Here is a 24,163-nt window from a genome sequence, read left to right as displayed (position 1 = left end):
GGTCACGTGCTCGGTCCTCCATTCGGCGGATCGGATCTGCGGGGTGGGATGCCGCGAGCGCGACGTGCACCGGCGATACCGTGGTCGCATGCGTGTGGCGACCTGGAACGTGAACTCGGTGAAACAGCGGATTCCCCGGCTGTTGCCCTGGCTGGATGAGCGGTGCCCCGATGTGGTGTGCCTGCAGGAGACCAAACTCTCCGACGACGTCTTCGACACCGTCCTCGGGCCCGAATTCACCGACCGCGGTTACGAGTTCGCCCACGTCGGGCAGGGGCAGTGGAACGGGGTCGCGATCCTGTCCCGGGTCGGTCTGTCCGAGGTGCGCCGCGGATTCGCCGGTGCGCCAGGCTATCCCGACCCCGAGTCGGCGCCCGAGGCGCGTGCGGTGTCGGCGATCTGCAGGGGAGTGCGCGTGTACTCCCTCTATGTACCCAACGGCCGCGAGCCCGACTCCGATCACTACCGCTACAAGCTCGCGTGGCTCGACCGGCTCCGGGAAGTGGTCGCGCCCGAGGCGGCCACGACGATGCTGTGCGGCGACATCAACATCGCGCCCGCCGACGCCGATGTGTTCGACCCCAAGGCCTATGAGGGCCACACCCACGTCACCGAACCCGAGCGCGCGGCGCTCGCAGGTCTGGAGGGTCTCGGCCTGACCGACGTGGTGCGCACCCGGTGGCCGTCCGAACGCGTCTTCAGTTATTGGGACTACCGTGCCGGAATGTTCCACAAGGATCTCGGCATGCGGATCGATCTGATCCTCGCCGGCGCCGACACCGCACCCCGGGTGGCCGCGGCGTGGGTGGACCGCGCCGCGCGCAAGGGGTCCAAGCCGAGCGATCACGCACCGGTCATCGTCGACCTCGACGACGCCCCCGACGGCGACATCGGACCGATGGTTCCGCCGCCGTCCAATCCGGCGCGCCGCGGATCGTCGAAGGTGTCGTTGCCGCAGGCCAAGGACGTCGGCCCGGGCCGGGCCTCCTCGTGAACGACGCCGGGACGGGCGCCGCCGCCAACGATGCCCGTCGGCACCCACAGTGGTACGGCGTCCTCACCGCGCGCCGCGGCGGACCGCTGCCGCCCGCTCGGGCGGCCTCACGGCTCTCTGCGTACGTCTACGGCAACCTGCTGGTGTTGGCGGCGATCGTCCTCGCCTCGGCCGGCGACATCTACGAGGGACATGCGGTGCTGATCGTGCTCGGCACCGGGCTGACCACCTACATCGCGCACATCTTCGCGGATCTGCTCGCGTGGGCCAACATCCCGGAGGCGCACGAGAGCACGAGCGGTAATCGCGCCGCCGACGGGGTGGATGAGGGCGCCGAGGTGAACGACGGCGAAGTCGAACGCCCCGACCTGCGCCGCGAAATCCTCGACGAGCTGCGCGACGCCGTGCCCGTCATGTCGTCGGCGATCTGGCCCGCCATCATCCTGGCCCTCGGGTACCACGACCTCATCCCGACGCAGGTCGCCCAGCTGGTGTCCGGCTGCGTCATCGTGATCCGGATCGCCTCGGTCCCTATCGTCACCGAGCGCGTCCGCGGCAATCGACTCGACATGCGCATGCTGATCGCCGGACTGATCGCCGCCGGGCTCGCCGCGGTCATCGTGATGCTCAAGACCTTTCTGGGACATTGAGCACCTCCGGAGCTGGGGCCCGACCGCCATCGGTGCACCCGCCGGCGTGCCCGATTTCCTCGCGCGGGAATGTTCGGGCAGGTCAGGTGGTTGACCAACCACGTCCGGTCATCTGCCGATCACCCCGGGTTGCGGTCGCGTTGGCCGTCTGGATCCGATTTTTGACCTGTGTGAACCCCATCGGTAGAGTGGACCGTCGGTGCCTGGCAACAGCCGGGCCAGTCCGCGTGCCCTGCCCACGCCGCCCGAGGTTTACGCCGACGGCGACGGAGGTAGACAGCTCGCATGGGAACTCCCGCCCGTGCGAGGGGTGGCCGGACTGACAAGCGATTCCGCTGTCGGGTGTTTGACACGCCCGACCTCGGGGTAGCAATAACTGTACTGACCAGGGTCTACGCCCTGGTGGGGCGAGTTGTGGAGGTCGCCGGAAGTCCGGTCCCGACCGATTCCGACGACCTGCCCGGAGCACAAACCACGACGACAACACCATCGAGCGCTCCACCTCGCGTGCGGGCGAACGTGCCGACAAAGGAAGAAATACTCAGTGCCAACGATCAATCAGCTGGTCCGCAAGGGCCGTCATGACAAGGCTGCGAAGAAGAAGACCGCAGCGCTCAAGGGAAGCCCGCAGCGTCGCGGCGTGTGCACCCGCGTCTACACCACCACCCCCAAGAAGCCGAACTCCGCGCTGCGCAAGGTCGCCCGTGTGCGCCTGACCAGTGCCGTCGAGGTCACCGCTTACATCCCGGGTGAGGGCCACAACCTGCAGGAGCACTCGATGGTGCTCGTGCGTGGTGGTCGTGTGAAGGACCTCCCCGGTGTGCGTTACCGGATCATCCGCGGCTCGCTCGACACCCAGGGTGTCAAGGACCGCAAGCAGGCCCGCAGCCGTTACGGCGCGAAGAAGGGGAGCTGATAAGCGATGCCACGTAAAGGACCCGCACCCAAGCGCCCGCTGATCAACGATCCCGTCTACGGTTCGCCGCTGGTCACCCAGCTGGTCAACAAGATCCTGCTGGACGGCAAGAAGTCGACCGCCGAGCGCATCGTTTACGGCGCACTCGAGCAGGCCCGCGAGAAGACCGGCACCGACCCGGTCGTCACCCTCAAGCGCGCCCTCGACAACGTCAAGCCGACCCTCGAGGTCAAGAGCCGCCGCGTCGGCGGTGCCACCTACCAGGTGCCGATCGAGGTCAAGCCGAACCGTGCCAACACCCTCGCCCTGCGTTGGCTGGTGACCTTCAGCCGGCAGCGTCGCGAGAAGACCATGGTCGAGCGTCTGGCCAACGAACTGCTCGACGCCTCCAACGGTCTGGGCGCGTCGGTGAAGCGTCGCGAGGACACCCACAAGATGGCCGAGGCCAACCGGGCGTTCGCGCACTACCGCTGGTAGAAGAACTCAACACCGGGCACTGGCCGCTCGGAGCGCAGCGACGACCGGCCAGTCCACCCGAGCCTGCGAGGGTGGGGGCGAGCGCAGCGAGCCCGGGCTGACAAATGAAGACAGCCTTTAGTCCGAAATCTTCCCGAAGGGAACTTGATGGCACAGGAAGTGCTCAGCGACCTCAACAAGGTTCGCAACATCGGCATCATGGCCCACATCGATGCCGGCAAGACCACCGCGACCGAGCGAATCCTTTTCTACACCGGTGTGAACTACAAGATCGGCGAGACCCACGACGGCGCCTCGACGACGGACTGGATGGAGCAGGAGAAGGAGCGGGGGATCACCATCACCTCCGCTGCGGTGACCTGTTTCTGGAACAAGAACCAGATCAACATCATCGACACCCCCGGCCACGTCGACTTCACCGTCGAGGTGGAGCGCAGCCTGCGCGTGCTCGACGGCGCGGTCGCGGTGTTCGACGGCAAGGAAGGCGTCGAGCCGCAGTCCGAGCAGGTCTGGCGACAGGCCGAGAAGTACGACGTGCCGCGTATCTGCTTCGTCAACAAGATGGACAAGCTCGGTGCGGACTTCTTCTTCACCGTGCGCACCATCGAGGAGCGTCTCGGTGCCAAGCCGCTCGTCCTGCAGCTGCCGATCGGTGCCGAGGACAACTTCGACGGCGTCGTCGACCTGATCACCCAGAAGGCGATCACCTGGCGCGGCACCGTCGAGATCGGTGCAGAGCCGACCTTCGAGGAGATCCCCGCCGATCTCGTCGATCAGGCCGCCGAGTACCGCGAGAAGCTGCTCGAGACCGTCGCCGAGAGCGACGAGGCGTTGCTGGAGAAGTACTTCGGTGGCGAGGAGCTCTCCGAGGACGAGATCAAGGGCGCGATCCGCAAGCTCACGATCGCCCGCGAGTACTACCCGGTGATCTGTGGTTCGGCGTTCAAGAACAAGGGCATCCAGCCGATGCTCGACGCCGTCATCGCGTACCTGCCGTCCCCGCTGGACGTGCCGAGCGTCGAGGGCCACGCGGTGGGCAACGAGGAGGAGATCCTCTCTCGCAAGCCCAGTGCCGACGAGCCGTTCTCGGCTCTGGCGTTCAAGATCGCCGCGCACCCGTTCTTCGGCAAGCTGACCTTCGTGCGGGTGTACTCCGGTCACATCAGTGCGGGTACCCAGGTGCTCAACGCCACCAAGGGCAAGAAAGAGCGCATCGGCAAGCTCTTCCAGATGCACGCCAACAAGGAGAACCCGGTCGACGAGGCCTGGGCCGGACACATCTACGCGATGATCGGGCTCAAGGACACCACCACCGGTGACACCCTGTGCGACCCGAGCGCGCCCATCGTGCTTGAGTCGATGAGCTTCCCGGACCCGGTCATCAACGTCTCCATCGAGCCGAAGACCAAGTCCGACCAGGAGAAGCTCGGCACCGCGATCCAGAAGCTCGCCGAAGAGGATCCGACGTTCTCGGTCCACCTCGACGAGGAGACCGGCCAGACCGTCATCGGCGGCATGGGCGAGCTCCACCTCGACATCCTCGTCGACCGCATGCGTCGCGAGTTCAAGGTCGAGGCGAACGTCGGTAAGCCGCAGGTGGCCTACCGCGAGACGATTCGCAAGACCGTCGAGAAGCACGAGTACACGCACAAGAAGCAGACCGGTGGTTCCGGCCAGTTCGCGAAGGTCATCATCAAGCTCGAGCCCCTGGTGGACGCCGAGGATGGTGCGACCTACGAATTCGAGAACGCCGTGACCGGTGGTCGTGTGCCGCGCGAGTACATCCCGTCGGTGGATGCCGGTGCGCAGGACGCGATGCAGTACGGCGTGCTCGCCGGTTATCCGTTGGTCAACTTGAAGGTCACCCTGCTCGACGGTCAGTACCACGACGTCGACTCCTCGGAAATGGCCTTCAAGATCGCCGGTGCACAGGCTCTCAAGGAGTCTGCGCGGATGGCGAGCCCGGTCATCCTGGAGCCGATCATGGCCGTCGAGGTCACGACTCCGGAGGACTACATGGGTGACGTGATCGGCGACCTGAACTCCCGCCGTGGCCAGATCCAGGCCATGGAGGAGCGCAGCGGCGCCCGTGTCGTCAAGGCACAGGTTCCGCTGTCGGAGATGTTCGGCTACATCGGCGACCTGCGGTCGCGGACCCAGGGCCGGGCTAACTACTCCATGGTGTTCGACTCGTACGCCGAGGTTCCGGCGAACGTGTCGAAGGAAATCATCGCGAAGGCCACCGGCGAGTAATTCACTCGCTGCGCGGTCTGTCGCGAAGCGCTCACGGCGACCGACGTCGTGGTGACACGGCGCGAACAACGTAAGAGAAAACCCCTGCTGGGATCCGCCCAGTAGAGCAACAAGTCCAGGAGGACAATCAAGTGGCGAAGGCGAAGTTCGAGCGGACCAAGCCGCACGTGAACATCGGCACCATCGGTCACGTCGACCACGGCAAGACCACCCTGACCGCGGCCATCACCAAGGTCCTGCACGACAAGTACCCGACCCTCAACAAGAGCTTCGCGTTCGATCAGATCGACAAGGCTCCTGAAGAGAAGGCTCGTGGTATCACGATCAACATCTCGCATGTCGAGTACGAGACCGAGAAGCGTCACTACGCCCACGTGGACGCCCCCGGTCACGCCGACTACATCAAGAACATGATCACCGGTGCGGCTCAGATGGACGGCGCGATCCTCGTGGTTGCCGCCACCGACGGTCCGATGCCGCAGACCCGTGAGCACGTGCTGCTGGCCCGCCAGGTCGGTGTGCCCTACATCCTGGTCGCCCTGAACAAGGCCGACATGGTCGACGACGAAGAGATCATCGAACTCGTCGAGATGGAGGTCCGCGAACTGCTGGCCGCCCAGGAGTTCGACGAGGAAGCCCCCGTCGTCAAGGTGTCGGCGCTCAAGGCCCTCGAGGGTGACCCGGAGTGGGTCAAGTCCGTCGAGGAGCTCATGGACGCGGTCGACGAGTCGATCCCGGATCCGGTTCGCGAGACCGACAAGCCGTTCCTGATGCCCGTCGAGGACGTCTTCACCATCACCGGCCGCGGCACCGTGGTCACCGGTCGTGTGGAGCGCGGCGAGGTCAACGTGAACGAGGAAGTCGAGATCGTCGGCATCCGCGAGAAGTCCACCAAGACCACCGTCACCGGTATCGAGATGTTCCACAAGCTCCTCGATTCGGCGCAGGCGGGCGACAACGCCGGTCTGCTGCTCCGCGGCCTCAAGCGTGAGGACGTCGAGCGTGGCCAGGTCATCGTGAAGCCGGGCACCACGACCCCGCACACCGAGTTCGAGGGCCAGGCCTACATCCTGTCCAAGGACGAGGGCGGCCGTCACACCCCGTTCTTCAACAACTACCGTCCGCAGTTCTACTTCCGTACCACCGACGTGACCGGCGTCGTGACCCTCCCCGAGGGCACCGAAATGGTCATGCCGGGCGACAACACCGAGATGAGCGTCAAGCTCATCCAGCCGGTCGCCATGGACGAGGGCCTGCGCTTCGCCATCCGCGAGGGTGGCCGCACCGTTGGTGCGGGTCGAGTCACGAAGATCGTCAAGTGACACTCTGACTCACTGAGTCACCGGCGCCCCAACCGCTTTCGCGGTTGGGGCGCCTTTCTCGTTATGTAGGCGATGCTGCGTCCAGATGGGCGGCGAATGACGCGGCATCGGCACACGATCCGCCCCGTTCCCGCCCGCGTGCCCACGCGCAGAACAACTCGGTGAACCTGCGCTCCCCGAGTTCTGCACTCAGCAGCGGCAGATGTCGGGCCGCCTCACCGGATCGCTTGCGCAACAAGGTATCTTCGACGGCGCGCAGCCGCGTCGGGTCGAAGCCCGCAGGCGTCGGCGCACCGGTGACGAGCGCGCGCACGAGGTCTTCTTGCCGTTGCGCTAGGCCGGTCACGACGCCGCCCACCAGCGGCTGCCGACGGTGATCCGGTCCATCCGCGCGGCGTCGGCGATCGCGTCGAGTTCACCGAGGAGCTCGGTCACCGGCGGATACCGGCCGTCGCGCTCGAGCATGAATGCCGGCGCGCGCCCGGTGGCGGCGAGCCGGGTGACGAGGTCGAGCACCGCGTCGGGAACGGGCGCGGTGTGGGTGTCGTGATAGAGCACCCCGTCGGATTCGCCGCCGGCGACGTGACAGTAGGCGATCGCCTCGAGCGGCATCCGGGAGAGTTCGACGGCCGGATCGACACCCGAGTTGCGGGCACACGCATACACATTCGCGACGTCCAGCAACAGCCGGACCCCGGTGCGCTCGACGATCTCGGCGAGGAACTCGCCCTCGGTGTACTCGTCGTCGGGCCAGGAGAACAATGCTGCGATGTTCTCCACCGCCAGCGGCACCGACAACCGGTCCTGGGTGCGAGTGATGTTGTCGCACAACACTGCCAGCGCTTCACGCGTCCGGGGAACGGGCAACAGATGCCCGGCCTCGACGCCGCCCGCCCGGACGAACGCGATGTGCTCACTGACCAGCGGCGACCGCAGGCGGCGAGCCGCACGTGCCAGAACGTCGATCCGGTCGTCGGTCACCGGCTCGGCACCACCCAGAGACAGGCCGACGCCATGCGGGATGACCGGCACCCCCAGCGCCGTAAGCGGTTCGACGTCGATGTGCGGCACCGACTCGGCGATGACCTCACAGAATCCGAGGCCGGGAAGGTCGTCGACGACGGCCGCGATCTCCGGGCGCCAGCCGATCCCGATACCGGCGATCTCCGGTGTGCTATGTGACCTGCTCATGAGGAACCCTTTCTCCGATGTGACCGCTTCGTGGGGATCTCGTTGTCCCGGGATGGTAGAACGCGGTGGTCGTACGCGGCGGTCGAGTACAGTGATCACCCGCCGCATCCGCCGCCACCGCCTCCACAGCTGGATCCGCCACTGCTGCAGCCACTCCAGCCCCCACCACAACTGTGTGACGAACCCCCGTGATGCGAGCCGCCGTCGCTGCCGCCGTAGAAGGCGGACCCGAACCACGATGCTCCGCCGCTGCCCGTGGCACGTCGTGAACGGGCCTTTCTCACGACAGGTGTTGTGGGGGTGGCGATCCCCGGATCGGGGGCCGTGGTCGTCGGGCGGAGCAGCGGGTCGGCGGCCAGGCGCGGATCGAGGAGTGCAAGTGCTTCGATGCCGTGCAGGGCTGCGGCGACGGCGGCGTGGTGTGCTCCGAGGGCGGCGAGCGCGGGCCGGTACTGCGGCGCGAGCAACCTGTGCCGCCGGCGCAGTTCGGCGAGTACCGCCTCGCCGCGCGCGGTCCGCTCACGAGGATGGACTGCGCACCAGATACACACCGCGGCAAGGCATATCACGATGACGACGAGATAGCCGACCGGCTTGCGGTGCGCGAGACCGGCCACGATCCGTGCGAGCCCGAGCACGAGTACCGGGATCAGGACGGCCACCCCGACCGCGCGTCGGCGTGCGTGGCGCAGGCCCACGTCAATGAGCTCCGAGTGCACCTGCCGCAACGGCACCGACACGTCACGCAAGGAACTCGTGCCGCGTCGCGCATAACGGTCACCGACCGCCCGGACAAACCGATCATTCTGTGCGGGTGCAGCTTTCAGTCGATTGGTCACACGTCCGCTCGAGTTGATATAGCCGGCTGCCCGGAGTTGGGCGACCGCTGCGAGGACCGCATTCTCCTCGGAGACCAGTGCCCCGATCTGTGTGGGAGTGAGGTCGGGGAGATCATCGACCCGCTGGTGGGCGGGACGTCGCCGCACGATGACGACGGCGAGAGCCGCCACCGAGATGACGGCATAGAGGGCGAGGAAGGTCGTGCTGGGGATACCCCAGGTGTCGGGTCCGTTCATGGTGTCACCGGCTTTCTCCCAGTGCGCACGTCTCGCCACGAGGCATGCGCGGAGGTGAACCCGCCCGATTGCGAGAGGCGGGGAAAGGCATCGTCGGCCGGCGCGACGTTGCGCAGGCCCGACATTCGTTGCGGCGGCGGCCGTTCGGTTACTGCTTCTCGGCCCGAGAGTCACTGCGTGTCAGGTGATCTCAGTATCTACGCTGCTTGCGAATGTGCCAGTGGTGAAGGCCTGCCGTGGCCGATTCGTGACCGATTCCATCGGATGCTCACAGATATCGATCCGGTGAGCTGGGGCGATGTGTCAGGGTTTGTTGGCCGGCCAGTTGTAGATGAAGTCCAGCAGACCCGTCCCCGGCCCCTTGGGTGTCTTCAGTGCCGTGCTGTTGATCAGGTAGTAGGTGCTCCCGATGCCGGTCCACACGACTCCGACGACCTGGTGTTCCATGCTCTCGGTCGCCGGGAGGACCTTCGCGAGTTCGGCGAACAGATTCGGCAGCGCCCCGGTGTACTTCACCACCCGGAACCAGGCGGTCTTGCGCAGCGGGGTCTTGTGGCGATCGTTGATGCGTAGCTCGACGTTGGCCTGCGGCGACATCCAGTCGCTGATCTTGGTGACCGGTTGGATCTGCCGGAGATCACTGAACGTCGGATAGAAGACCTGGGACAGGTGGATGTGGAGTTGGTCCTGGCCTCGTCGGTCCTTGGAGTTGACGCCCAGCGCGAGTGGGGAGGACGGCTTGGCCGGGATGTTCGCGACGGCCTCGCGCCACGCACCGGCCCACCAGTTGGGCGGATCGTGGCGCAGGTAGCTGCATTCGATACCCGAGATGCGATTGGTCGGCATGAGCAGTATGTCGTTGTTGCCGTGCGGGTTGTCGCCGCCTCGTCGGATCGCGTAGTAGCGGTTGGGACTCGCCGAGATCTGCTTGACGTAGAGGTTGGACCCGGGCTGGGCGGGGGTGCACCCTTTGACCTGATCCCACAGCCAGAAACGGGCGTTCGTCTTGCCCGAGTCCGACGGGCTGCCGCAGTCGGGTGGGGGAGCACCCCACGCGATGCCGGCGACGCCCGTTCCGGCGACCGCGCCGACGCCGAGGGCGGCCGTCGTGGTGAGGAAGGTGCGCCGACTCAACCCGCGGCTCGGAGTGGATGCGCCCGGCAAGGGGGTGGAGTCGCTGTCCATGGCCGGCCCTCTCACCGATGAGCCCGGCTGGTCGGCCGGTTGCTCCGTCTGAGCCATGAGTGTGCCAGTCGGCGAAGGCCCCGGTTACTCGAACGCCGAAATCGATTCAGGTTTTCCACATGTTACGCTCAGCGAATTCCGAGCTACTTAGACCTCACAAGTCACACTAGTAACATTGCGTCACAATTGCCACTTGGGTAACCGACTGGTCTCAATGTCGGTGCCCTGTGGTCACGAGCCTGGTGACAGCGGTCCGCACCGCCCTAATGTCCTGGGCGTGCGTTCAAGTCTGAGACGGTCGGTCCACAAGCGCCTGGGCCGGCGAATCGTCGCCGCGACCATCGTGGCGTCGGCGTTGGTGATCTCCCTGTCCAGTGGTGTCGGTGACGCCGATGCGGCATCGCTGAACCGGATCTCGGTCGGGGGGTGCGGGATGCCCGCGAGCCCGGTCGACATCTGGGCCCGGCCGGGCAACTACAAGACGGTGATCGCCCTCGATGGGCTACGAGCCACCAGCGACATGAGCGGCTGGCGTCATGAGACCAACATCGCCCGCCTGGCCGACTCGGGCGTCAACGTCGTCGAACCCGTCGGTGGACTCGCGAGTTTCTACACCAACTGGGACACCGCCAGCCCGGGCAACAAGATCAAGTACCGCTACATGTGGACCTGCCGGTTGGACCGGATCGTCGCCGCCCTGGACGCGCGCGGGCTCGCCGTCGGGCCGTGGGGCAAGTACGCCATCATGGGCATCTCGATGGGCGGCGGCTCGGCGATGATCTACGGCGCTTATCACCGCAACCGGATCTCGCATGTGTTCTCGATGTCGGGTTACGTGAACCTGTCGGCCCCGACGATGCGCGAGGCCGTGCGCCTTGCGCTGATCGACGCGGGCGTCGAGGCCGGAGTGGGGCCGTTCAGCGCGGATGCGATGTGGGGCCCGCCGTGGAGCGATCGCTGGCAGCGCAACGACGCGCTCGTCCAGTTGCCGCGGATGCGCGGGATGAAGATCCGGGTCGCCGCAGGATCAGCCGCCTGGGGCCGCTACAACACCGACGCCGTCAACTCCGTGAAAGGCACCCCGCTCGAGGCGGTCGCACTCGCGCAGACCCGGTCATTCGAGGTGGCCGCCGCACTGCAGGGCATCCCGATCACCACCGACTTCCCCACCGTGGGGACACACACCTGGGGTTACTGGCAGGACATGGTCTGGCGCGCCAAGAACTCCGGTTGGTTCCGGGACCGCTGATCACCGGACAGGCGCCGACAGGGGATGCGGCGCCTTGCCTGGGGTGATCGGCGGGTGCGTGGCGGAACCGTCGACGACGTGGCATCGGACCCTCCCCGGGGTCGGGTACCGCGTCGTCGACGGTGCCGTCAGGAGTTCGAACTCACCACTCGTCGAGTGAGACGTAACCGTCCTGGATCGCGCGGGCGAACAACGCCGACTTGGTGTTCGCCGCCCGGCCCACCGCCTCGTACTTGGCCCGGATGCGTGCCACATGGGTGCTCACCGTCGACACGCTGATGAACAGCGCCTTGGCGGCCTCCTGTTTGGACTCGGCGCGCAACCAGGCGACGAGCACCTCGACCTCGCGGCGTGAGAGGTCGGGACGTCGGCTCGCGGGACGGTTCACCGCATAGAGGTGGCGATGGCGGGGATCGAGATGGGGGTGGGGTCGGGAATCGTGCTGGGGTCGCCGATGCAACGGCGGCTCCTCGGTACCGGGGATGATGGTGACCTCCTGATGGATTCGCGCCGCAGCCCGACTCGCCGACGCGCAATGGATCGCGGTGTAGTCCGCGCGGACCAATCTTGGTGCGGAGGGGATGACGAAGCGCGCCGCAGTGGCTGAGAATCGGAAGTCGATACATTTCTCGATACGCTGACCAGCGCGAATCTGGTCCGACGACAGGACTCCTCTCGCCATGGGACCCGATGCCGTGCACACCCGCGACGAGCTCGGCCGCGCCCTCACCGGACTCCGCGAGCGGTCCGGGATGAGTGTGCGCGACGTCGCGTCCGACGCCGACGCGCTCCTGGGCACGGTCGCCGGATGGTTCGCCGGACAGCACGCCCCGACACGGGCGAGCCGGGAGATGTTCGAGCGTGTCCTCGCCGCGTGTGGCGTCGTCGAGGACGCCGACGTCCAGCAGTGGTGGGCCGCGGCCGAGCGGTCGTCGCGGCGCACCCGCAAGTCGGCGTCGTCGGTGTCACCGTACCGGGGCTTTGCTCCGTTCTCGGCCGACGACGGGGCCTGGTTCTTCGGTCGCGACGAGCTGATCGACCGGCTCGCCGAGATGGTTCGCTCCCGGCTTCCCGAGACGGTGCCCGGGCCCGGCCCGGAGCCGGACCAGTCGGTCGGAGAGGGTGGGCCCGACTGGCTGCACGGCGTCGCGGTGGTCGGGGCGTCGGGGGTGGGTAAGTCCTCGCTCGTCCGGGCCGGCCTGTTGCCGCGCATCGGTACCGAGGAGCCGTTCCTCGATTGGCGCGCGGCGGTCATGGTGCCCGGCGACGACCCTGTCACCGCGCTCGAGCAGGCCGCGGCAACTCTCGACGAGACGCCCGGCGACGGTCCGGCGCTGCTCGTGATCGATCAGCTCGAGGAACTGTGGACCCAGGGTGATTCCGCCGGGCGGGCACGGCTGACCACCCGGCTGGCCGAGTACGCCGCGCGCCGGCGCACCGTGGTGATCGGGGTGTTGCGCGCCGACTTCTACGAACGTGCCGCCGCCGGTCCGATCATCGCCTCGGTGCTGGCCAATTCGCAGCTACTCGTCACCCCGATGTTGCCCGCACAACTGCGGGAGGTGATCGTGCGGCCCGCCGAGGTCGCCGGGCTCACCGTCGACGACGATCTGGTGACCATGCTGCTCGACGACGTGGCGCCGTCGACGAGCGTGCGGCCGGTCGGCGCGGGTGTACTCCCATTGCTGTCCCATGCCCTGCGCGCCACGTGGGAGAAGTCTGATCGCCGACGACTCACGGTGCGTGACTACGTCTCGACCGGCCGCATCTCGGGAGCCGTCGAACAGACCGCGGAGTCGGTGTATGACTCACTCGACGACGCGCAGCGGGCCGTGGCGCGCCGAATCCTGTTGGAAATGGTCAACGTCGACGAGGAGACCATCACCCGGCGCACCGTCCGGCTCGCCGATCTCGACGCCGACGATCCGGCCGGGGACAACCGTCATGTGCTCGAGACGTTCGCCGCGGCACGTCTGGTCACGGTGACGACCTCGCACGCCCAGGTCGCGCACGAGGCGCTGCTGACGGCCTGGCCGCGGCTGGGCGAATGGATCGACGCCGACCGCGAACGGTTGTTGCTGCGGCGCCGATTACAGACCCTGCGGGACACGTGGGAGGCCAACGGTCGGCCCGACGACCTGCTGCCGCTGCGGGCCCGGCTGGAGATGTTCCGGCCGCTCACTGACGACGGCTCCTCGCTGGATCAGGCCAGCCGTGGCTTTCTGGAGGCCGGTGAGGCGCGGGTACGCGCCCAGGACGCCCAGGAACGACGCCGCAGTCGTCAGCTGCGCCGAATCGCTTTGACCGCAGGGGTCTTCGGCATCGTGGCGGTCACCGCGGCGGTCATCGCGGTGATCACCGGCGTGCATGCGGTGGGTCAGCGCGAGCAGGCCGAGGCCGCCCGGAATCAGGCGCTGAGCCGACAGCTGGCCATCCAGTCGAGCGAGTTGGAGGATCGTGACCCGTTTCTCGCCGCGCAGCTGGCCATGGTCGCCTATCAGACCTCGCCGACCCTCGAGGCGCGGTCGCGATTGATCGACGCGACCGGTCACGGTGTCCCGAATCGCTTTGTCGGTGAGGGCGGATCGGTGCTGCTGGCCCGCTCGGGGTCACTGCTCGTCGCCGCCGGAGGCGGCGGGCAGGTGCGGCTGTTCGACGTGTCCGACCGCGGGATCAACCGGCAGGTCACCACATTCCGCGCGCCCGGCGGCGGCGGTCGATTGGGTGGGGTCGCGATCCTGCCGAGGACGTCGACGGTGCTTCTCGGCGGTCGCGGCACCCTCACCGCCTGGAATGTCGCCGACCCCGCACACCCGGTGCGCGCCTTTGATTTCCCGGCCGTCGGCGGCGACGTCAACGCGCTCTCGGTGAGTCCCGACGGCCGGTTCGTCGTCGCCAGCGTGCCCGAGGTCGGGGTGCAGGTGTGGGTGAACTCGGCCGGGACGTGGCGTCCGGTGCCGTTGCCGGGCAAGGTCGCCGGCGTCGCCGGCGCGGCCGCATTCAGTCCCGACGGCCGTTCGCTGGCCACCAGCAGCGCCAACCGTCGCATCGATCTGTGGCGCATCGACGGCGACGACATCGTCGCGACGGGCGAGATCCCGCTCGATGCGTGGCGCGACAACGAACTCGCGCAGGGCCTGACCTACACGCAGGACGGTACGCGGCTGGTGGCGGCACTGCGCAGCCGCGTGATCGACGTCGTCGACGTCTCCGATCCGGCCGCTCCGCGTAAGGTCGCGGGGTTCGGCGGTTTCGACAGCTACGTGACGGCGGTGGCCGTCAACGCCGCCGGCACCGAGATCGCGGGCGCGGGCGCCGACAACACACTGCGGATCTTCGACCTGACCAACCCCTCGGCCGCTCCCCGGATCCTCACGGCTGCATCGAACGCGGTCTCGGTGGTGTTCGCCGGAGACCATGTGATCGCATCCAGTGATGATGGGCGGGTACAGGATTGGCCGCCGACGTCGAATCGGACGGTGATCGGGACCAACAGCGTCTACCAGATCCCGGCGAACGGCTCGACGACCCGGCTGCTCGCCGCCGACAGCGGCACCGATGGGCGGATCACCCAGTGGGACATCGAGTCCGACGGGCTGAGTCGCGCCGGACCGGATCTCGTTCCGCCGCCGGGCATGGTGTATTCGGGAGCGGTGACGCTGTCGCCGTCGGGCCGGATCGCGACCATGGGGACGGTCACCGGAGCGGTGCAGTTCGCCGACATGTCCGATCCCGCCGACCCGCACCTGGTGGGCTCGGTCGATGCGCAGCACACCCTCAACGAGACCGTGGACTACAGCGAACGGTCGCATCTGGCCGTGACCGGGGCCACCGACAGCAACATCGTCACCGTCATCGATGTCTCGGATCTTGCTGCGCCCAGGGTGGTTTCGACCTTCGACGCCGGCGGCGGCGTGTGGTGGACGACGCTGAGCCCCGACGGTCGCCGGGTCGCGGTGGCGACCTCCACCGGCGTCGTGCAACTGGTGGATCTCACCGATCCGGCGGCACCACGGGCCTATCCGCGTCCGATCGACTTCGAGGGCGCGGCGCTCGCGGTGCGCTTCTCCGCCCGCGGCGACCGGATCGTGGCGACCTCGGAGGAGCGTGCGGTCGTCGTCGCCGATATCTCGAATCCGCAAGCGCCGCATACCGTCGCGACGTTGACCGGCCCGGCGGGCCAGCTCTACAGCGCCGGTTTCTCCGCCGACGGTTCCCATGTGATCGCCGGTGGCGGGAATTCCGAGGTGTGGGTGTGGAATCTGGCCGACGGAGGGTCGGCGGAGGTCGTGTTGCGCTCGTTCCCCGGACGGGTCTATGACGTGCGATTCGCGCCCGGCGATCGGATCCTCGCCGCCGGTGAGGCAGGGGTGATCGAGTCGTGGGAGCTCGATACCGGTGCGATCATCGACGCCCAGTGCGCCCAGACCGGCGATCAGATCACCGAGGAGGAATGGGCCACCTACGTCCACGGCATGGGCTATCAGCCTCCGTGCCGCCGGTGATCGCGGCCGTGGGGGCCCGTCCCGGGTAGGTATCGACGCTGGTAACTTGGGCCCAATGCGGTTGTTGCAGCGCCCCATCGGGCACGGCGAGCTCACCCTCGCGGTTGCCGTCGACGGCGATCTCGCCGACAGCCGCACTCCGCCTGTCCTGCTGGTCCACGGGATGGGCAGCGACCACAGCACCTGGCGGCCCTTCGCGTCGATCCTGCGCCGCGCCGGCCGCGCGGTCATCGCGGTCGACCTGCGTGGACACGGCCGCAGCGGCCGTCCGGGGGACTACGCGCTGGAAGCCTTCGCCGCCGACCTGGGATTCGTGCTCAACGAGCTCGATGTGGAGCGGGCCGACGTGGTCGGTCACTCGCTCGGTGCGCACGCGGCACTGCGCGTGGCGATGAACGATCCCGGCCGGGTCCGGTCGCTGGTGCTCGAGGAAGTGCCACCGATGCCACGCGACCAGGCCGATCTCGACGAGGAGATCGTCATGTCGTCGGGCTTCGGTGAACGCGTACGCGGTATCGGCGCCCTGATGCGCAACCCGATGCCGGTGGTCCGATTCGATCGCGCCGTGGGAACGCAGGTCGGCGCCGAGTTCGAGCGCGCCGACCCGCAGTGGTGGGGGCGTCTGGCCGAGGTGTCGGCGCGGACCCTGGTCATCTCCGGTGGTCCGCGTAGCTTTCTGCCCCCGCAGCATCTGCAGTCCATGGCGCAGGCCTTGCCCGACGGCCGCTTCGACGTCATCGACGCAGGCCACTCGGTCCATCGGGACCGTCGTCGCGAATTCACCGCGAAGGCAGGCGCTTTCCTGGCGCAGTGACGCCGGCAGCCCCCTACGCGGCCGGCTTGTTGTGCAGCGGCCGCGGGTCGACGCCGACCTTCTCCCACGCCTCGGCGGCCCACGGCACGTACAGCCACCGCACCGGCAGCCGGTTGAACACCGGGTTGAGTGCCCGCATGAACGTGGCAAACCTCTGGAAGTTCTTTTCGCGCTTGGCATCCCAATCCAAGTCGCAGACATCACGCATCTGCTGCGGAAGGGTGCCGACCACCACGGTGCGGATGAACGCGTTGAGCGGGGCGGAGACGACGCGCCACACGGGCGCCGGGATGCGGCGCGGCCGCGGCAGACCCTTGCGGATGTATCCGGTCGCGTACACGACCGTCTTGTGCGGCACGAAACGCTCGAGCATGGAGTCCCAGTACTCGCGGAACTCGGCGTAGGTCTGCGGCTGACTGCGCGCGCTGACGCCGTAGAGCTCGTACCAGATCTTGCTCTCGGCGAAGATCTGCTCCTTCTCCGCCTCGGACAACCTACGGATGAAGGTGTCGGTGATGTAGAGCACCTGATCGACGAAAGTGGCGTGCGCCCAGTAGAACAGCTCGGGATTGAGCGCGTGATAGCGCGAACCGTCACTGATGGTGCCCTTGATGTCGCGATGGAAATCGCGCACGGTGCGTCCCCACTTGGCTGGCTCGGCGCTGTAGACGGTGCGCATCACGGGCGGGCCGGTGCGGCGGGCGCGGCCGAGGAAGTCGTCGAAGATCACCGAGTGATCGAGCACGCCCTGACCGAGTTGTTCGATGCAGTTCTCGGTGCCGGCGAGGCGCTGGAATCCGAGGATTCCGCGGACGTCGCCATAGAACTTCCAGATGAGCGAGTCGGCGCCGAGCCGCGGAGTTGGCAGTGCGTCGTTCTCCGGAGTGGGATGCTCGGGACTGGCCTCGACCAGGACAGGCTGCGCCTCACGGATCGCCGAGTCGAAATCCTGATTCACTGTCATGGCGAGACCTTATCGCACGAAGGAACGAGTTTCCAGATTTGTTTCATCGGTCTGGCCAGGGAGGAGGATCGTGACCGGTCAGAGGTTGCCGACGCCGGAGGAGTTGCTCGAGCATGCGGTGGTGCTCAGCCTGCCCATGCGCACCCGTTTCCGGGGTATCACCACGCGCGAGGTGATGATCGTCGAGGGGCCGGCGGGCTGGGGTGAATTCGGGCCGTTCGTCGAGTACGACGACGAGGAGTCCGCGGCGTGGCTCGCGGCGGGCATCGAGGCGGCGTATCTCGGACCACCCCCCGAACGTCGTGATCGGATCGCCGTCAATGCGACCGTGCCGGCGGTCCCCGCATCGGAGGTCGCGGGGATCCTCGCCCGTTTCCCCGGCGCGCGCACCGCCAAGGTGAAGGTCGCCGAACCGGGGCAGACCCTCGACGACGACGTCGCGCGGGTTGCTGCCACGCGCGAGCTCATCGGCCGCGTCCGCGTCGATGCGAACGGGAAGTGGGATGTGGCGCAGGCGATCACGGCATTGCGCGCGATCGGTGACCTCGAGTACGCCGAGCAGCCGTGCGCCACCGTCGAGGAGTTGGCTGCGGTGCGTCGGGCGGTCGACGTGCCGATCGCCGCCGACGAGTCGATCCGCAAGGCCGCCGACCCGATGCGGGTGGTCGCCGCCGAGGCCGCCGACATCGCGGTGCTCAAGGTGGCGCCGCTGGGCGGCATGCGGGCCGTGCTCACCCTGGCCGAGGAAATCGGTCTGCCCGTGGTGATCTCGAGTGCGCTGGACTCCGCGGTCGGCATCGCCGCCGGCGTGGCGGCGGCTGCGGCGCTGCCCGAGCTACCGTTCGCCTGTGGTCTCGGCACCGGCTCGTTGTTCACCGGAGACGTCGCTGACGGTGGCACCCCGGACGGTGGCACCCCGGACGACGGTCATCTGCGGCCACAGTGGTTCGGGCCCGGTGACCTCGACGTTCCGTCGACGCTGTGCGCCGCCGAGGACCGCCGGCGGTGGTGGCACGAGCGGTTGCGGCGCGCTCACGCGGTCCTGACCGCACGCGGGCACCGACTCGGCTGAGGGAGTTTCCCGGCCGGAGGGTGACAGTCGATAGAGACATATCGTAGAGTTTGTTCCATGGTGTTGTGCGGCTCACAGGAGCGGGGTGGACTCGCGCAGGCTCAGGGTGCTGCCCTGACGGCGTCCTCGTCGGTGTCTCGGGTGCGCTCGGCCGGGAAGTCACCGATCCTCGCGCCACCGCCACCCGGCAGCGATCTGCAGGCGATTCCGTGCGCACATCGCAACGGCATCCTCGAGATCATGTCGATGCGTCGCGATCCCTTCGGATTCGCCGAACGTCGTCGCGCCGAGTTGGGTCTCATCTCCGGCATGAGCGCGCTGGGGATTCGGATGGTCACCGCCGCAGGCCCCGATGCGGCCGCGGAGATCCTGATGAACTCCGATCGGGCGTTCGCCAACGGTCCCGCCTGGAGCTACTTCATCGGCCCCTTCTTCAACCGCGGGGTGATGCTCCTCGACTTCGAGGAGCACCGCCACCACCGGCGCATCATGCAGCAGGCCTTCGCGCCGACGATGCTCAAGGGCTACCTGCAGGAGATGTCGCCGATGATCGCCGAGGCGATGACCCGCTTCCCGACGGGGCGTGTCCACCTGTTCGATCGGTTCAAGTCGTTGACCCTCGACGTCGCGCTCGAGGTCTTCCTCGGCGTCGACCTGTCCGCCGACGAGGCCGCCACGCTCAACAAGGCCTTCGTCGAGACCGTGCGTGCCGGAGTTGCCTACGTGCGCAAGCCGGTTCCCGGCGGCCGGTGGTGGAAGGGATTGCGCAGCCGCAAGGTGCTCGAGGAGTTCTTCTACGCCACCCTGCCCGCCAAGCGGGCGCGTGAGACCCCCGATCTGTTCTCGGTGCTCTGTCATGCGCGCAGCGACGAGGGACACCGATTCTCCGACGAGGACGTCGTGAATCACATGATCTTCGTCCTGATGGCCGCGCACGACACCTCGACGATCACGATGACCCAGATGGCCTACCGGATGGCCGCCGACCCACACTGGCAGGAGCGGGCGCGCGCCGAGTCCAACGCACTCGGCCCCGACATGGGCTATGACGACCTCGGCCGTCTCGACGTGCTCGACCGGGTGATGAAGGAGTCGTTGCGGATGTGCCCGCCGGTACCCGCCCAACCGCGAATCGCGGTCAAGGACACCTCGATTCAGGGGTTCTTCGTACCGGAGGGGACGATGGTCAGTGTTCCGCAGCTGACCAATCATCGTGACCCCGAGCTCTACACGGAGCCCGGGGTGTTCGACCCTGATCGTTTCGGCCCCGAACGCGCCGAGGACAAGTCGCATCGGATGGCCTGGATTCCGTTCGGTGCGGGGGTCCACAAATGCATCGGTCTGTATTTTGGACAAATGGAAATCAAGACGATCATGCATCACCTGCTGCGCGGGTACGAGTGGTCGGTCCCCGCGGGATACACGCTCCCGATGGACTACAGCGCACTACCGGTACCCAAGGACGGGCTGCCGGTCACCGTTCGGGGGTTGCGATGACCCCGGGCGCGCCGGGCACCCACGCCGAGCAGGGCCGTCGCCGCAAGGTCCGCAACACCGACAGCCCCGCCGATCAGAACAGCGCGATCATCGCCGCCGCCGAGGCGGAGTTCACCGAGGTCGGGGTGCGCCGCGCGAACGTCGACGAGGTCGCCAAACGCGCCGGGGTCTCCCGGTCCACGCTGTATCGGCGGTTCCCCAACAAGGAGGCGCTGCTGCTCGGCGTCGCCGAGGAACTCTACGAACGCGGCATGGCCCGGCTGGTCGACGCGGTCCGCGGCCTCGGCCCGCGTGAGGCGGTCATCGAGGCCTTCGCCGCGGGCGCGGCGATGATCTCCGACGAACCCCTGATGCGCCGGCTCGTGCTGACCGACCACGACATGGCGCCGATCACCGCCTCGGTGACCGCCCTGTTCATCGACGTCGCCACCGGACGCGTCGCCGCGACTCTGCGCACCGCCGGTGCGCAGATGCCCGACGAGGATCTGCTCGAGGCCGTCGAAATCCATGTGCGCCTGGTCATCTCGTTCCTGGAGACACCGGCCTCCGACGAGGCGCGGCAGGAGCCGGACCGGGTGCGAGCGTTCGCGGAGAAGTTCCTCGCACCGATGATCTGGTGACCGCCCCGGGCGGCACAACCGAAGTCAGTACGTGATCTCACCAAGGGGGAGTAGTCGATGAGTATGCGCAGCAACCGATTCGGTCGCATCGGGCATGACGAGGTGCGGGCCCGGCTGGCCGACAAGGTCGTGGTGATCACCGGCGGCGCACGCGGTATCGGCCTGGAGACCGCCCGTCAACTCCTCGACGCCGGGGCGCGGGTGGCGATCGGCGACGTCGACAACGAGGTCCTGGCCAAGGCCGCCGCCGACCTCGGGGTGGAGGGGGTCGAGGTCGACGTCACCGACCGGGCGAGCTTTGCCGCCTTCCTCGACGAGGTCGAGCAGCGTCTGGGGCCGGTGGATGTGCTGATCAACAACGCCGGGATCATGCCCGTCGGGTCCTTCCTCGAGTTCGACGACGCGTTGATCCGCCGGACCTTCGACATCGACCTGATCGGTGTCATCACCGGCAGTCAGCTTGCCGCGCAACGAATGACGGCCCGACGGTCCGGGCAGATCGTCAACATCGCCTCGGTTGCCGGCCGGCTTCCGATGCCGGGTTTGGCCGTCTACAACGCCGCGAAATCGGGGGTCATCGAGTTCTCCGAGGCCCTCGACGCCGAACTGTCCGACCACGGCGTGCGGGTGAGCACCGTGATGCCGACCTTCACCCGCACCGGCCTGATCTCGGGCCTGGCGACCAATCGCTACATCCAGACCGTCGAACCCGAGGTCGTGGCCGCCGCCGTCGTCGGGGTCATCGCCGAGCCACGCACCCGTGTGGCCGCCCCGCGGGCGATGCGGTGGGTGGACGCCAATCCCGTCTTCCCGCAGGCGTTCAAACGTCTGACGCGCCGACGCACCGGACTCGACCGGATCTTCCTCGACTACGACTCGGCCGGCCGCGCCGACTACGACGCCCGCATGCGGGGGCGCGCGACATCCTGAGCGTCACGGCCCCGCGTTATGATCGTGCGGTGCTGGCAAGGAGGCGTTGACGATGCCGTGGCCGACACCGCCGACATCGGCATCCCCGTCGATCCGGGCGGACCGGGCGGCCCGCCGCGAGTTGCGGCGCGCGGTCGACGATCTCGACGAGGTGCGCCGGGCGAACGGTCGGATCGTTCCGCTGTCGCGATGGTGGTGGACGGCCTCCGCGCTGGTCGTGACCGCTGCACTGGTGGTCGCGGGATTCGGTGTGGCGGCGTGGGTGCGCGCCGCGAATTCCTGGACCGATGCCGATTTCACCGACGTCGCCACCGACGTCGTCGCGGAGCTGTTGAGCCCTGATCCGACTGCACCGCAACGGGTTCGGTCGGTACTCAATGATGCGACCGGTGCCTTCTACGACGAATTCGCACAATCGGCGGACTCCTACACCGCATTCGTCCGGCGCAGTGGAACCGCGGCGAGTGCCACCATCGACGGCACCGGAATCGTCACGCGCACCACCGATTCCGCCGTGGTGCTCGTCGCGGCGACGGTGGGCTATCAGCAGACCGGGCAGGCCGTGGCCGACCGCACCTTCCGGTTGCGGCTGGCCGTCACCGACGATTCCGGACGGCTCAAGGTCGCGGCGGTGCAATACCTCCCATGAGAATTCCGCTGCGCACCCCTGCCACCCGTGACCGCATCGTCGCACCCGGCGCTGCGCTGATCGCCGCGGCGGTGGCGGTCGTGGTGATCGCCGCACTGGTGGCCGTGGTGATCGCCACCGCGACGTCGTTGTCCGATCAGCGACGGACCGCCGACAATCGGGACTCGCTGCGTGCTCATGCCGGTGCGATCGTCGCGCAGGTGTTCTCCGTCGATAGCGCCACCTGGCAGACCGATCGGGCTCGCGCCCGCACCCTGGTGGCCGGGGACTTCGCCGGATCGTTCGCCGCGCAACTGCATCGCGCCCCGCCCGCGGGCACGGCGTCGGTCCGGTGGCATCCCGACACGGTCGCGATCATCGACACCGGTCGCGAGGACGGTGACGCCCTGATCCGCGCGACCGTGCTGACCCGCACCGGAACGGGACAACAGAGTACCGAAAAACTCACGCTCCGCGCGGGATTCGTGCTCCGCGACGGACGGTGGCTGTTGCGCGACGCGGAGGTGGTGTCGTGACTCCGCCGACCGACCCCACCGCTCGGGAACGACTCGCGCAGGAGCGGGTGACACACGCCCTGCGCGCCGCCCGCCTCGCGCGGATCGCCGCCGCCGACGACCTGCGGGCACGCGCGGTGGCACGCTCGCGCCGGGTGCGTCGCGCGCTTGTGGTGGCCGCGCTCGTGGCGGTGGTGCTGATCATCGTCGCGAGCACGCTCGCGGTGCTCGATCACCGGGCGACCGAGCGCACCGACCTCGACGACGAGGTCCTCGCGGCGGCCCGATCGGCCACCACGAGCATGCTGACGTCGGACCCGGCACACGCCGAGGCCTACGTCGAGCGGGTCCTCGCCCTGAGCACCGGCGCGCAGAAAACGCGTCTCGAACAGGCCGGTGCGGCCCTGTCCGCCGCCGTCGCCGCCCAGACCGCGCCCAGTGCCGGACGGGTGCTCTCGGCCGGGCTCGTCACCGATCCCGGGTCCGACGATCCCGGTTCCCGCGCCGAGGTACTGGTGGTCGTGCAGGCGTCCAATCCCGTTCTGCTCGGCGGGGATCCGCAGGCCGACCGCCTCACCCTCACCGTCGGGATGACCCGCACCGACGCCGGCTGGCTCGTCGACTCGGCGGTGCCGGCATGAGCACGTCCCGAGTTCCCCGAGTCCGATCCTCCCGGAGCCGCCGGCTCACCTGGACCCAGCACCACCGCATCCGTCCGCTCGCCGCGCCGCCGCGGATGTCGCGTCGCGCACGCCGACTGCTGGTGGCGATCGCGACGCTGACCCTGACCGCGCTGGTGGTCGCCGCCGTCGCCTGGACCCAGGCGTATCGGCAGACCCCGCGTCCCACCGACGCCGACCGTGCAGACGTCGAACGGGCCGCGACGAGCGCGGTCACCGCACTGATGACCTTCGGCGGGGAGCACCCCCCGGCCCCCGACGCGGTGCGCGCCCATCTGAGCGAGCCGCTGCTCACGCGATACGACGCCGAGCGTGCCGATGTCGTCCTTCCGGATGCGGTCGCCGCGTCGGCGCAGATGACGGTGAATGTGGTCGGCATGGCGGTCGGGGAATTCCACGCCGACGACGCACGTCTGCTCGCCTTTCTCAACCAGACGGTGACGGTGCCCGACGCGAGTGCGCCGGGAGCCGGAGCCGGTGTGGGCGGCGAACATACATCTACCGAAAAGTGGTTGGTCATGCGTAAGGTGAACGGAACCTGGCTGCTCGCCGACGTCCGACCGGTGGGGGACGTCACCCGCTGACGCGGGCAGCGACATTCGATCCGCTGACGCGGGCAGCACCG

Annotated in this window: 23 protein-coding genes; 17 read left to right on the top strand and 6 right to left on the bottom strand. The window is 68.0% G+C overall.

Annotated elements, in window-relative coordinates; genetic code table 11:
• Positions 1-88 precede the first annotated feature (88 nt).
• The 6 genes from P3L18_RS17325 to tuf all read left to right on the top strand — a co-directional run bounded on the left by P3L18_RS17325 (position 89) and on the right by tuf (position 6,612).
• Positions 89-994: an exodeoxyribonuclease III gene (locus P3L18_RS17325; RefSeq protein WP_276114774.1), complete on the top strand. Its 906-nt coding sequence runs from the start codon at positions 89-91 to the stop codon at positions 992-994.
• Positions 991-1,644: a hypothetical protein gene (locus P3L18_RS17320; RefSeq protein WP_276114773.1), complete on the top strand. Its 654-nt coding sequence runs from the start codon at positions 991-993 to the stop codon at positions 1,642-1,644. Before P3L18_RS17325 ends, P3L18_RS17320 begins: the two co-directional genes overlap by 4 nt.
• A 544-nt stretch (positions 1,645-2,188) precedes the next feature.
• Complete coding sequence (gene rpsL / locus P3L18_RS17315; RefSeq protein ID WP_006367844.1) at positions 2,189-2,560, top strand: 30S ribosomal protein S12; 372 nt, start codon at positions 2,189-2,191, stop codon at positions 2,558-2,560.
• A gap of 6 nt (positions 2,561-2,566) precedes the next feature.
• Positions 2,567-3,037 (top strand): 30S ribosomal protein S7, encoded by a 471-nt coding sequence (gene rpsG, locus P3L18_RS17310; RefSeq protein WP_005199940.1) that lies wholly within the window; start codon positions 2,567-2,569, stop codon positions 3,035-3,037.
• A gap of 147 nt (positions 3,038-3,184) precedes the next feature.
• Complete coding sequence (fusA, locus tag P3L18_RS17305) at positions 3,185-5,290, top strand: elongation factor G (protein WP_014361044.1); 2,106 nt, start codon at positions 3,185-3,187, stop codon at positions 5,288-5,290.
• Positions 5,291-5,421: 131 nt separating this feature from the next.
• On the top strand, positions 5,422-6,612 hold the full coding sequence (tuf, locus tag P3L18_RS17300) for an elongation factor Tu (protein ID WP_006367846.1): 1,191 nt from the start codon (positions 5,422-5,424) through the stop codon (positions 6,610-6,612).
• A gap of 61 nt (positions 6,613-6,673) precedes the next feature.
• Here the strand turns inward: tuf and P3L18_RS17295 are convergent, their stop codons facing one another.
• The 4 genes from P3L18_RS17295 to P3L18_RS17280 form a co-directional block, all read right to left on the bottom strand.
• Positions 6,674-6,958 carry a hypothetical protein gene (locus tag P3L18_RS17295; protein WP_172398882.1) on the bottom strand — a complete coding sequence of 95 codons (285 nt, stop codon included), beginning with the start codon at positions 6,956-6,958 and terminating at the stop codon, positions 6,674-6,676.
• Positions 6,955-7,803, bottom strand: coding sequence for a DUF692 domain-containing protein (locus P3L18_RS17290; protein WP_276114772.1), 849 nt, complete (start codon positions 7,801-7,803; stop codon positions 6,955-6,957). The genes P3L18_RS17295 and P3L18_RS17290 overlap by 4 nt, the downstream gene beginning before the upstream one ends.
• 95 nt (positions 7,804-7,898) lie before the next feature.
• On the bottom strand, positions 7,899-8,879 hold the full coding sequence (locus tag P3L18_RS17285) for a TIGR04222 domain-containing membrane protein (RefSeq protein ID WP_276114771.1): 981 nt from the start codon (positions 8,877-8,879) through the stop codon (positions 7,899-7,901).
• Between the two features lie 303 nt (positions 8,880-9,182).
• Positions 9,183-10,064 (bottom strand): CDP-diacylglycerol diphosphatase, encoded by an 882-nt coding sequence (locus P3L18_RS17280; protein ID WP_276114770.1) that lies wholly within the window; start codon positions 10,062-10,064, stop codon positions 9,183-9,185.
• Positions 10,065-10,341: 277 nt separating this feature from the next.
• Between P3L18_RS17280 and P3L18_RS17275 the strand changes: the two genes are divergently transcribed.
• Positions 10,342-11,313 (top strand): alpha/beta hydrolase family protein, encoded by a 972-nt coding sequence (locus P3L18_RS17275; protein ID WP_014361039.1) that lies wholly within the window; start codon positions 10,342-10,344, stop codon positions 11,311-11,313.
• A 142-nt stretch (positions 11,314-11,455) separates the two neighbouring features.
• Here P3L18_RS17275 and P3L18_RS17270 read toward each other — a convergent pair whose 3' ends face one another.
• Entirely contained in the window at positions 11,456-11,701 is a 246-nt protein-coding gene (locus P3L18_RS17270; protein WP_026919927.1) for a LuxR C-terminal-related transcriptional regulator, read from the bottom strand.
• A gap of 292 nt (positions 11,702-11,993) precedes the next feature.
• Between P3L18_RS17270 and P3L18_RS17265 the strand changes: the two genes are divergently transcribed.
• Positions 11,994-15,818, top strand: a complete 3,825-nt coding sequence (locus P3L18_RS17265; protein WP_276114769.1) for a hypothetical protein — start codon at positions 11,994-11,996, stop codon at positions 15,816-15,818.
• A 55-nt stretch (positions 15,819-15,873) separates the two neighbouring features.
• Positions 15,874-16,632 carry an alpha/beta fold hydrolase gene (locus P3L18_RS17260; protein ID WP_276114768.1) on the top strand — a complete coding sequence of 253 codons (759 nt, stop codon included), beginning with the start codon at positions 15,874-15,876 and terminating at the stop codon, positions 16,630-16,632.
• Between the two features lie 13 nt (positions 16,633-16,645).
• On the opposite strand, the gene P3L18_RS17255 is transcribed toward P3L18_RS17260, so the two are convergent.
• Positions 16,646-17,596 (bottom strand): oxygenase MpaB family protein, encoded by a 951-nt coding sequence (locus tag P3L18_RS17255; protein ID WP_276114767.1) that lies wholly within the window; start codon positions 17,594-17,596, stop codon positions 16,646-16,648.
• Positions 17,597-17,666: 70 nt separating this feature from the next.
• Between P3L18_RS17255 and P3L18_RS17250 the strand changes: the two genes are divergently transcribed.
• The 8 genes from P3L18_RS17250 to P3L18_RS17215 all read left to right on the top strand — a co-directional run bounded on the left by P3L18_RS17250 (position 17,667) and on the right by P3L18_RS17215 (position 24,122).
• Positions 17,667-18,668: an o-succinylbenzoate synthase gene (locus P3L18_RS17250; RefSeq protein WP_276114766.1), complete on the top strand. Its 1,002-nt coding sequence runs from the start codon at positions 17,667-17,669 to the stop codon at positions 18,666-18,668.
• A 57-nt stretch (positions 18,669-18,725) separates the two neighbouring features.
• A complete protein-coding gene (locus P3L18_RS17245) occupies positions 18,726-20,165 on the top strand; it encodes a cytochrome P450 (protein ID WP_276114765.1) in 1,440 nt (479 codons plus the stop codon).
• Positions 20,162-20,785, top strand: a complete 624-nt coding sequence (locus tag P3L18_RS17240) for a TetR/AcrR family transcriptional regulator (RefSeq protein WP_006367858.1) — start codon at positions 20,162-20,164, stop codon at positions 20,783-20,785. The genes P3L18_RS17245 and P3L18_RS17240 overlap by 4 nt, the downstream gene beginning before the upstream one ends.
• Before the next feature lie 63 nt (positions 20,786-20,848).
• Entirely contained in the window at positions 20,849-21,715 is an 867-nt protein-coding gene (locus tag P3L18_RS17235; protein WP_020170405.1) for an SDR family oxidoreductase, read from the top strand.
• Between the two features lie 52 nt (positions 21,716-21,767).
• Complete coding sequence (locus tag P3L18_RS17230) at positions 21,768-22,364, top strand: hypothetical protein (protein WP_276114764.1); 597 nt, start codon at positions 21,768-21,770, stop codon at positions 22,362-22,364.
• Positions 22,361-22,879, top strand: coding sequence for a hypothetical protein (locus P3L18_RS17225; protein ID WP_276114763.1), 519 nt, complete (start codon positions 22,361-22,363; stop codon positions 22,877-22,879). The genes P3L18_RS17230 and P3L18_RS17225 overlap by 4 nt, the downstream gene beginning before the upstream one ends.
• Positions 22,876-23,499: a hypothetical protein gene (locus P3L18_RS17220; RefSeq protein ID WP_276114762.1), complete on the top strand. Its 624-nt coding sequence runs from the start codon at positions 22,876-22,878 to the stop codon at positions 23,497-23,499. The genes P3L18_RS17225 and P3L18_RS17220 overlap by 4 nt, the downstream gene beginning before the upstream one ends.
• Positions 23,496-24,122, top strand: coding sequence for a hypothetical protein (locus tag P3L18_RS17215; protein WP_276114761.1), 627 nt, complete (start codon positions 23,496-23,498; stop codon positions 24,120-24,122). Before P3L18_RS17220 ends, P3L18_RS17215 begins: the two co-directional genes overlap by 4 nt.
• The last annotated feature ends 41 nt before the right edge of the window (positions 24,123-24,163 follow it).

It is taken from the genome of Gordonia sp. N1V (assembly GCF_029269935.1).
GTDB classification, from domain to species: domain Bacteria; phylum Actinomycetota; class Actinomycetes; order Mycobacteriales; family Mycobacteriaceae; genus Gordonia; species Gordonia polyisoprenivorans.
Note: the sequence above shows the minus strand (reverse complement) of the source record. Positions and strands in the feature narration are given on the sequence as shown.

Coding starts and splice junctions, on each gene's coding strand:
- P3L18_RS17285 (WP_276114771.1), bottom strand. CDS start 8,879: ATGAACGGACCCGACACCTGGGGTATCCCCAGCACGACCTTCCTCGCC.
- fusA (WP_014361044.1), top strand. CDS start 3,185: ATGGCACAGGAAGTGCTCAGCGACCTCAACAAGGTTCGCAACATCGGC.
- P3L18_RS17230 (WP_276114764.1), top strand. CDS start 21,768: ATGCCGTGGCCGACACCGCCGACATCGGCATCCCCGTCGATCCGGGCG.
- P3L18_RS17280 (WP_276114770.1), bottom strand. CDS start 10,064: ATGGACAGCGACTCCACCCCCTTGCCGGGCGCATCCACTCCGAGCCGC.
- P3L18_RS17325 (WP_276114774.1), top strand. CDS start 89: ATGCGTGTGGCGACCTGGAACGTGAACTCGGTGAAACAGCGGATTCCC.
- P3L18_RS17245 (WP_276114765.1), top strand. CDS start 18,726: ATGGTGTTGTGCGGCTCACAGGAGCGGGGTGGACTCGCGCAGGCTCAG.
- rpsG (WP_005199940.1), top strand. CDS start 2,567: ATGCCACGTAAAGGACCCGCACCCAAGCGCCCGCTGATCAACGATCCC.
- P3L18_RS17260 (WP_276114768.1), top strand. CDS start 15,874: ATGCGGTTGTTGCAGCGCCCCATCGGGCACGGCGAGCTCACCCTCGCG.
- P3L18_RS17225 (WP_276114763.1), top strand. CDS start 22,361: ATGAGAATTCCGCTGCGCACCCCTGCCACCCGTGACCGCATCGTCGCA.
- P3L18_RS17215 (WP_276114761.1), top strand. CDS start 23,496: ATGAGCACGTCCCGAGTTCCCCGAGTCCGATCCTCCCGGAGCCGCCGG.
- P3L18_RS17290 (WP_276114772.1), bottom strand. CDS start 7,803: ATGAGCAGGTCACATAGCACACCGGAGATCGCCGGTATCGGGATCGGC.
- P3L18_RS17255 (WP_276114767.1), bottom strand. CDS start 17,596: ATGACAGTGAATCAGGATTTCGACTCGGCGATCCGTGAGGCGCAGCCT.
- P3L18_RS17235 (WP_020170405.1), top strand. CDS start 20,849: ATGCGCAGCAACCGATTCGGTCGCATCGGGCATGACGAGGTGCGGGCC.
- P3L18_RS17265 (WP_276114769.1), top strand. CDS start 11,994: ATGGGACCCGATGCCGTGCACACCCGCGACGAGCTCGGCCGCGCCCTC.
- P3L18_RS17240 (WP_006367858.1), top strand. CDS start 20,162: ATGACCCCGGGCGCGCCGGGCACCCACGCCGAGCAGGGCCGTCGCCGC.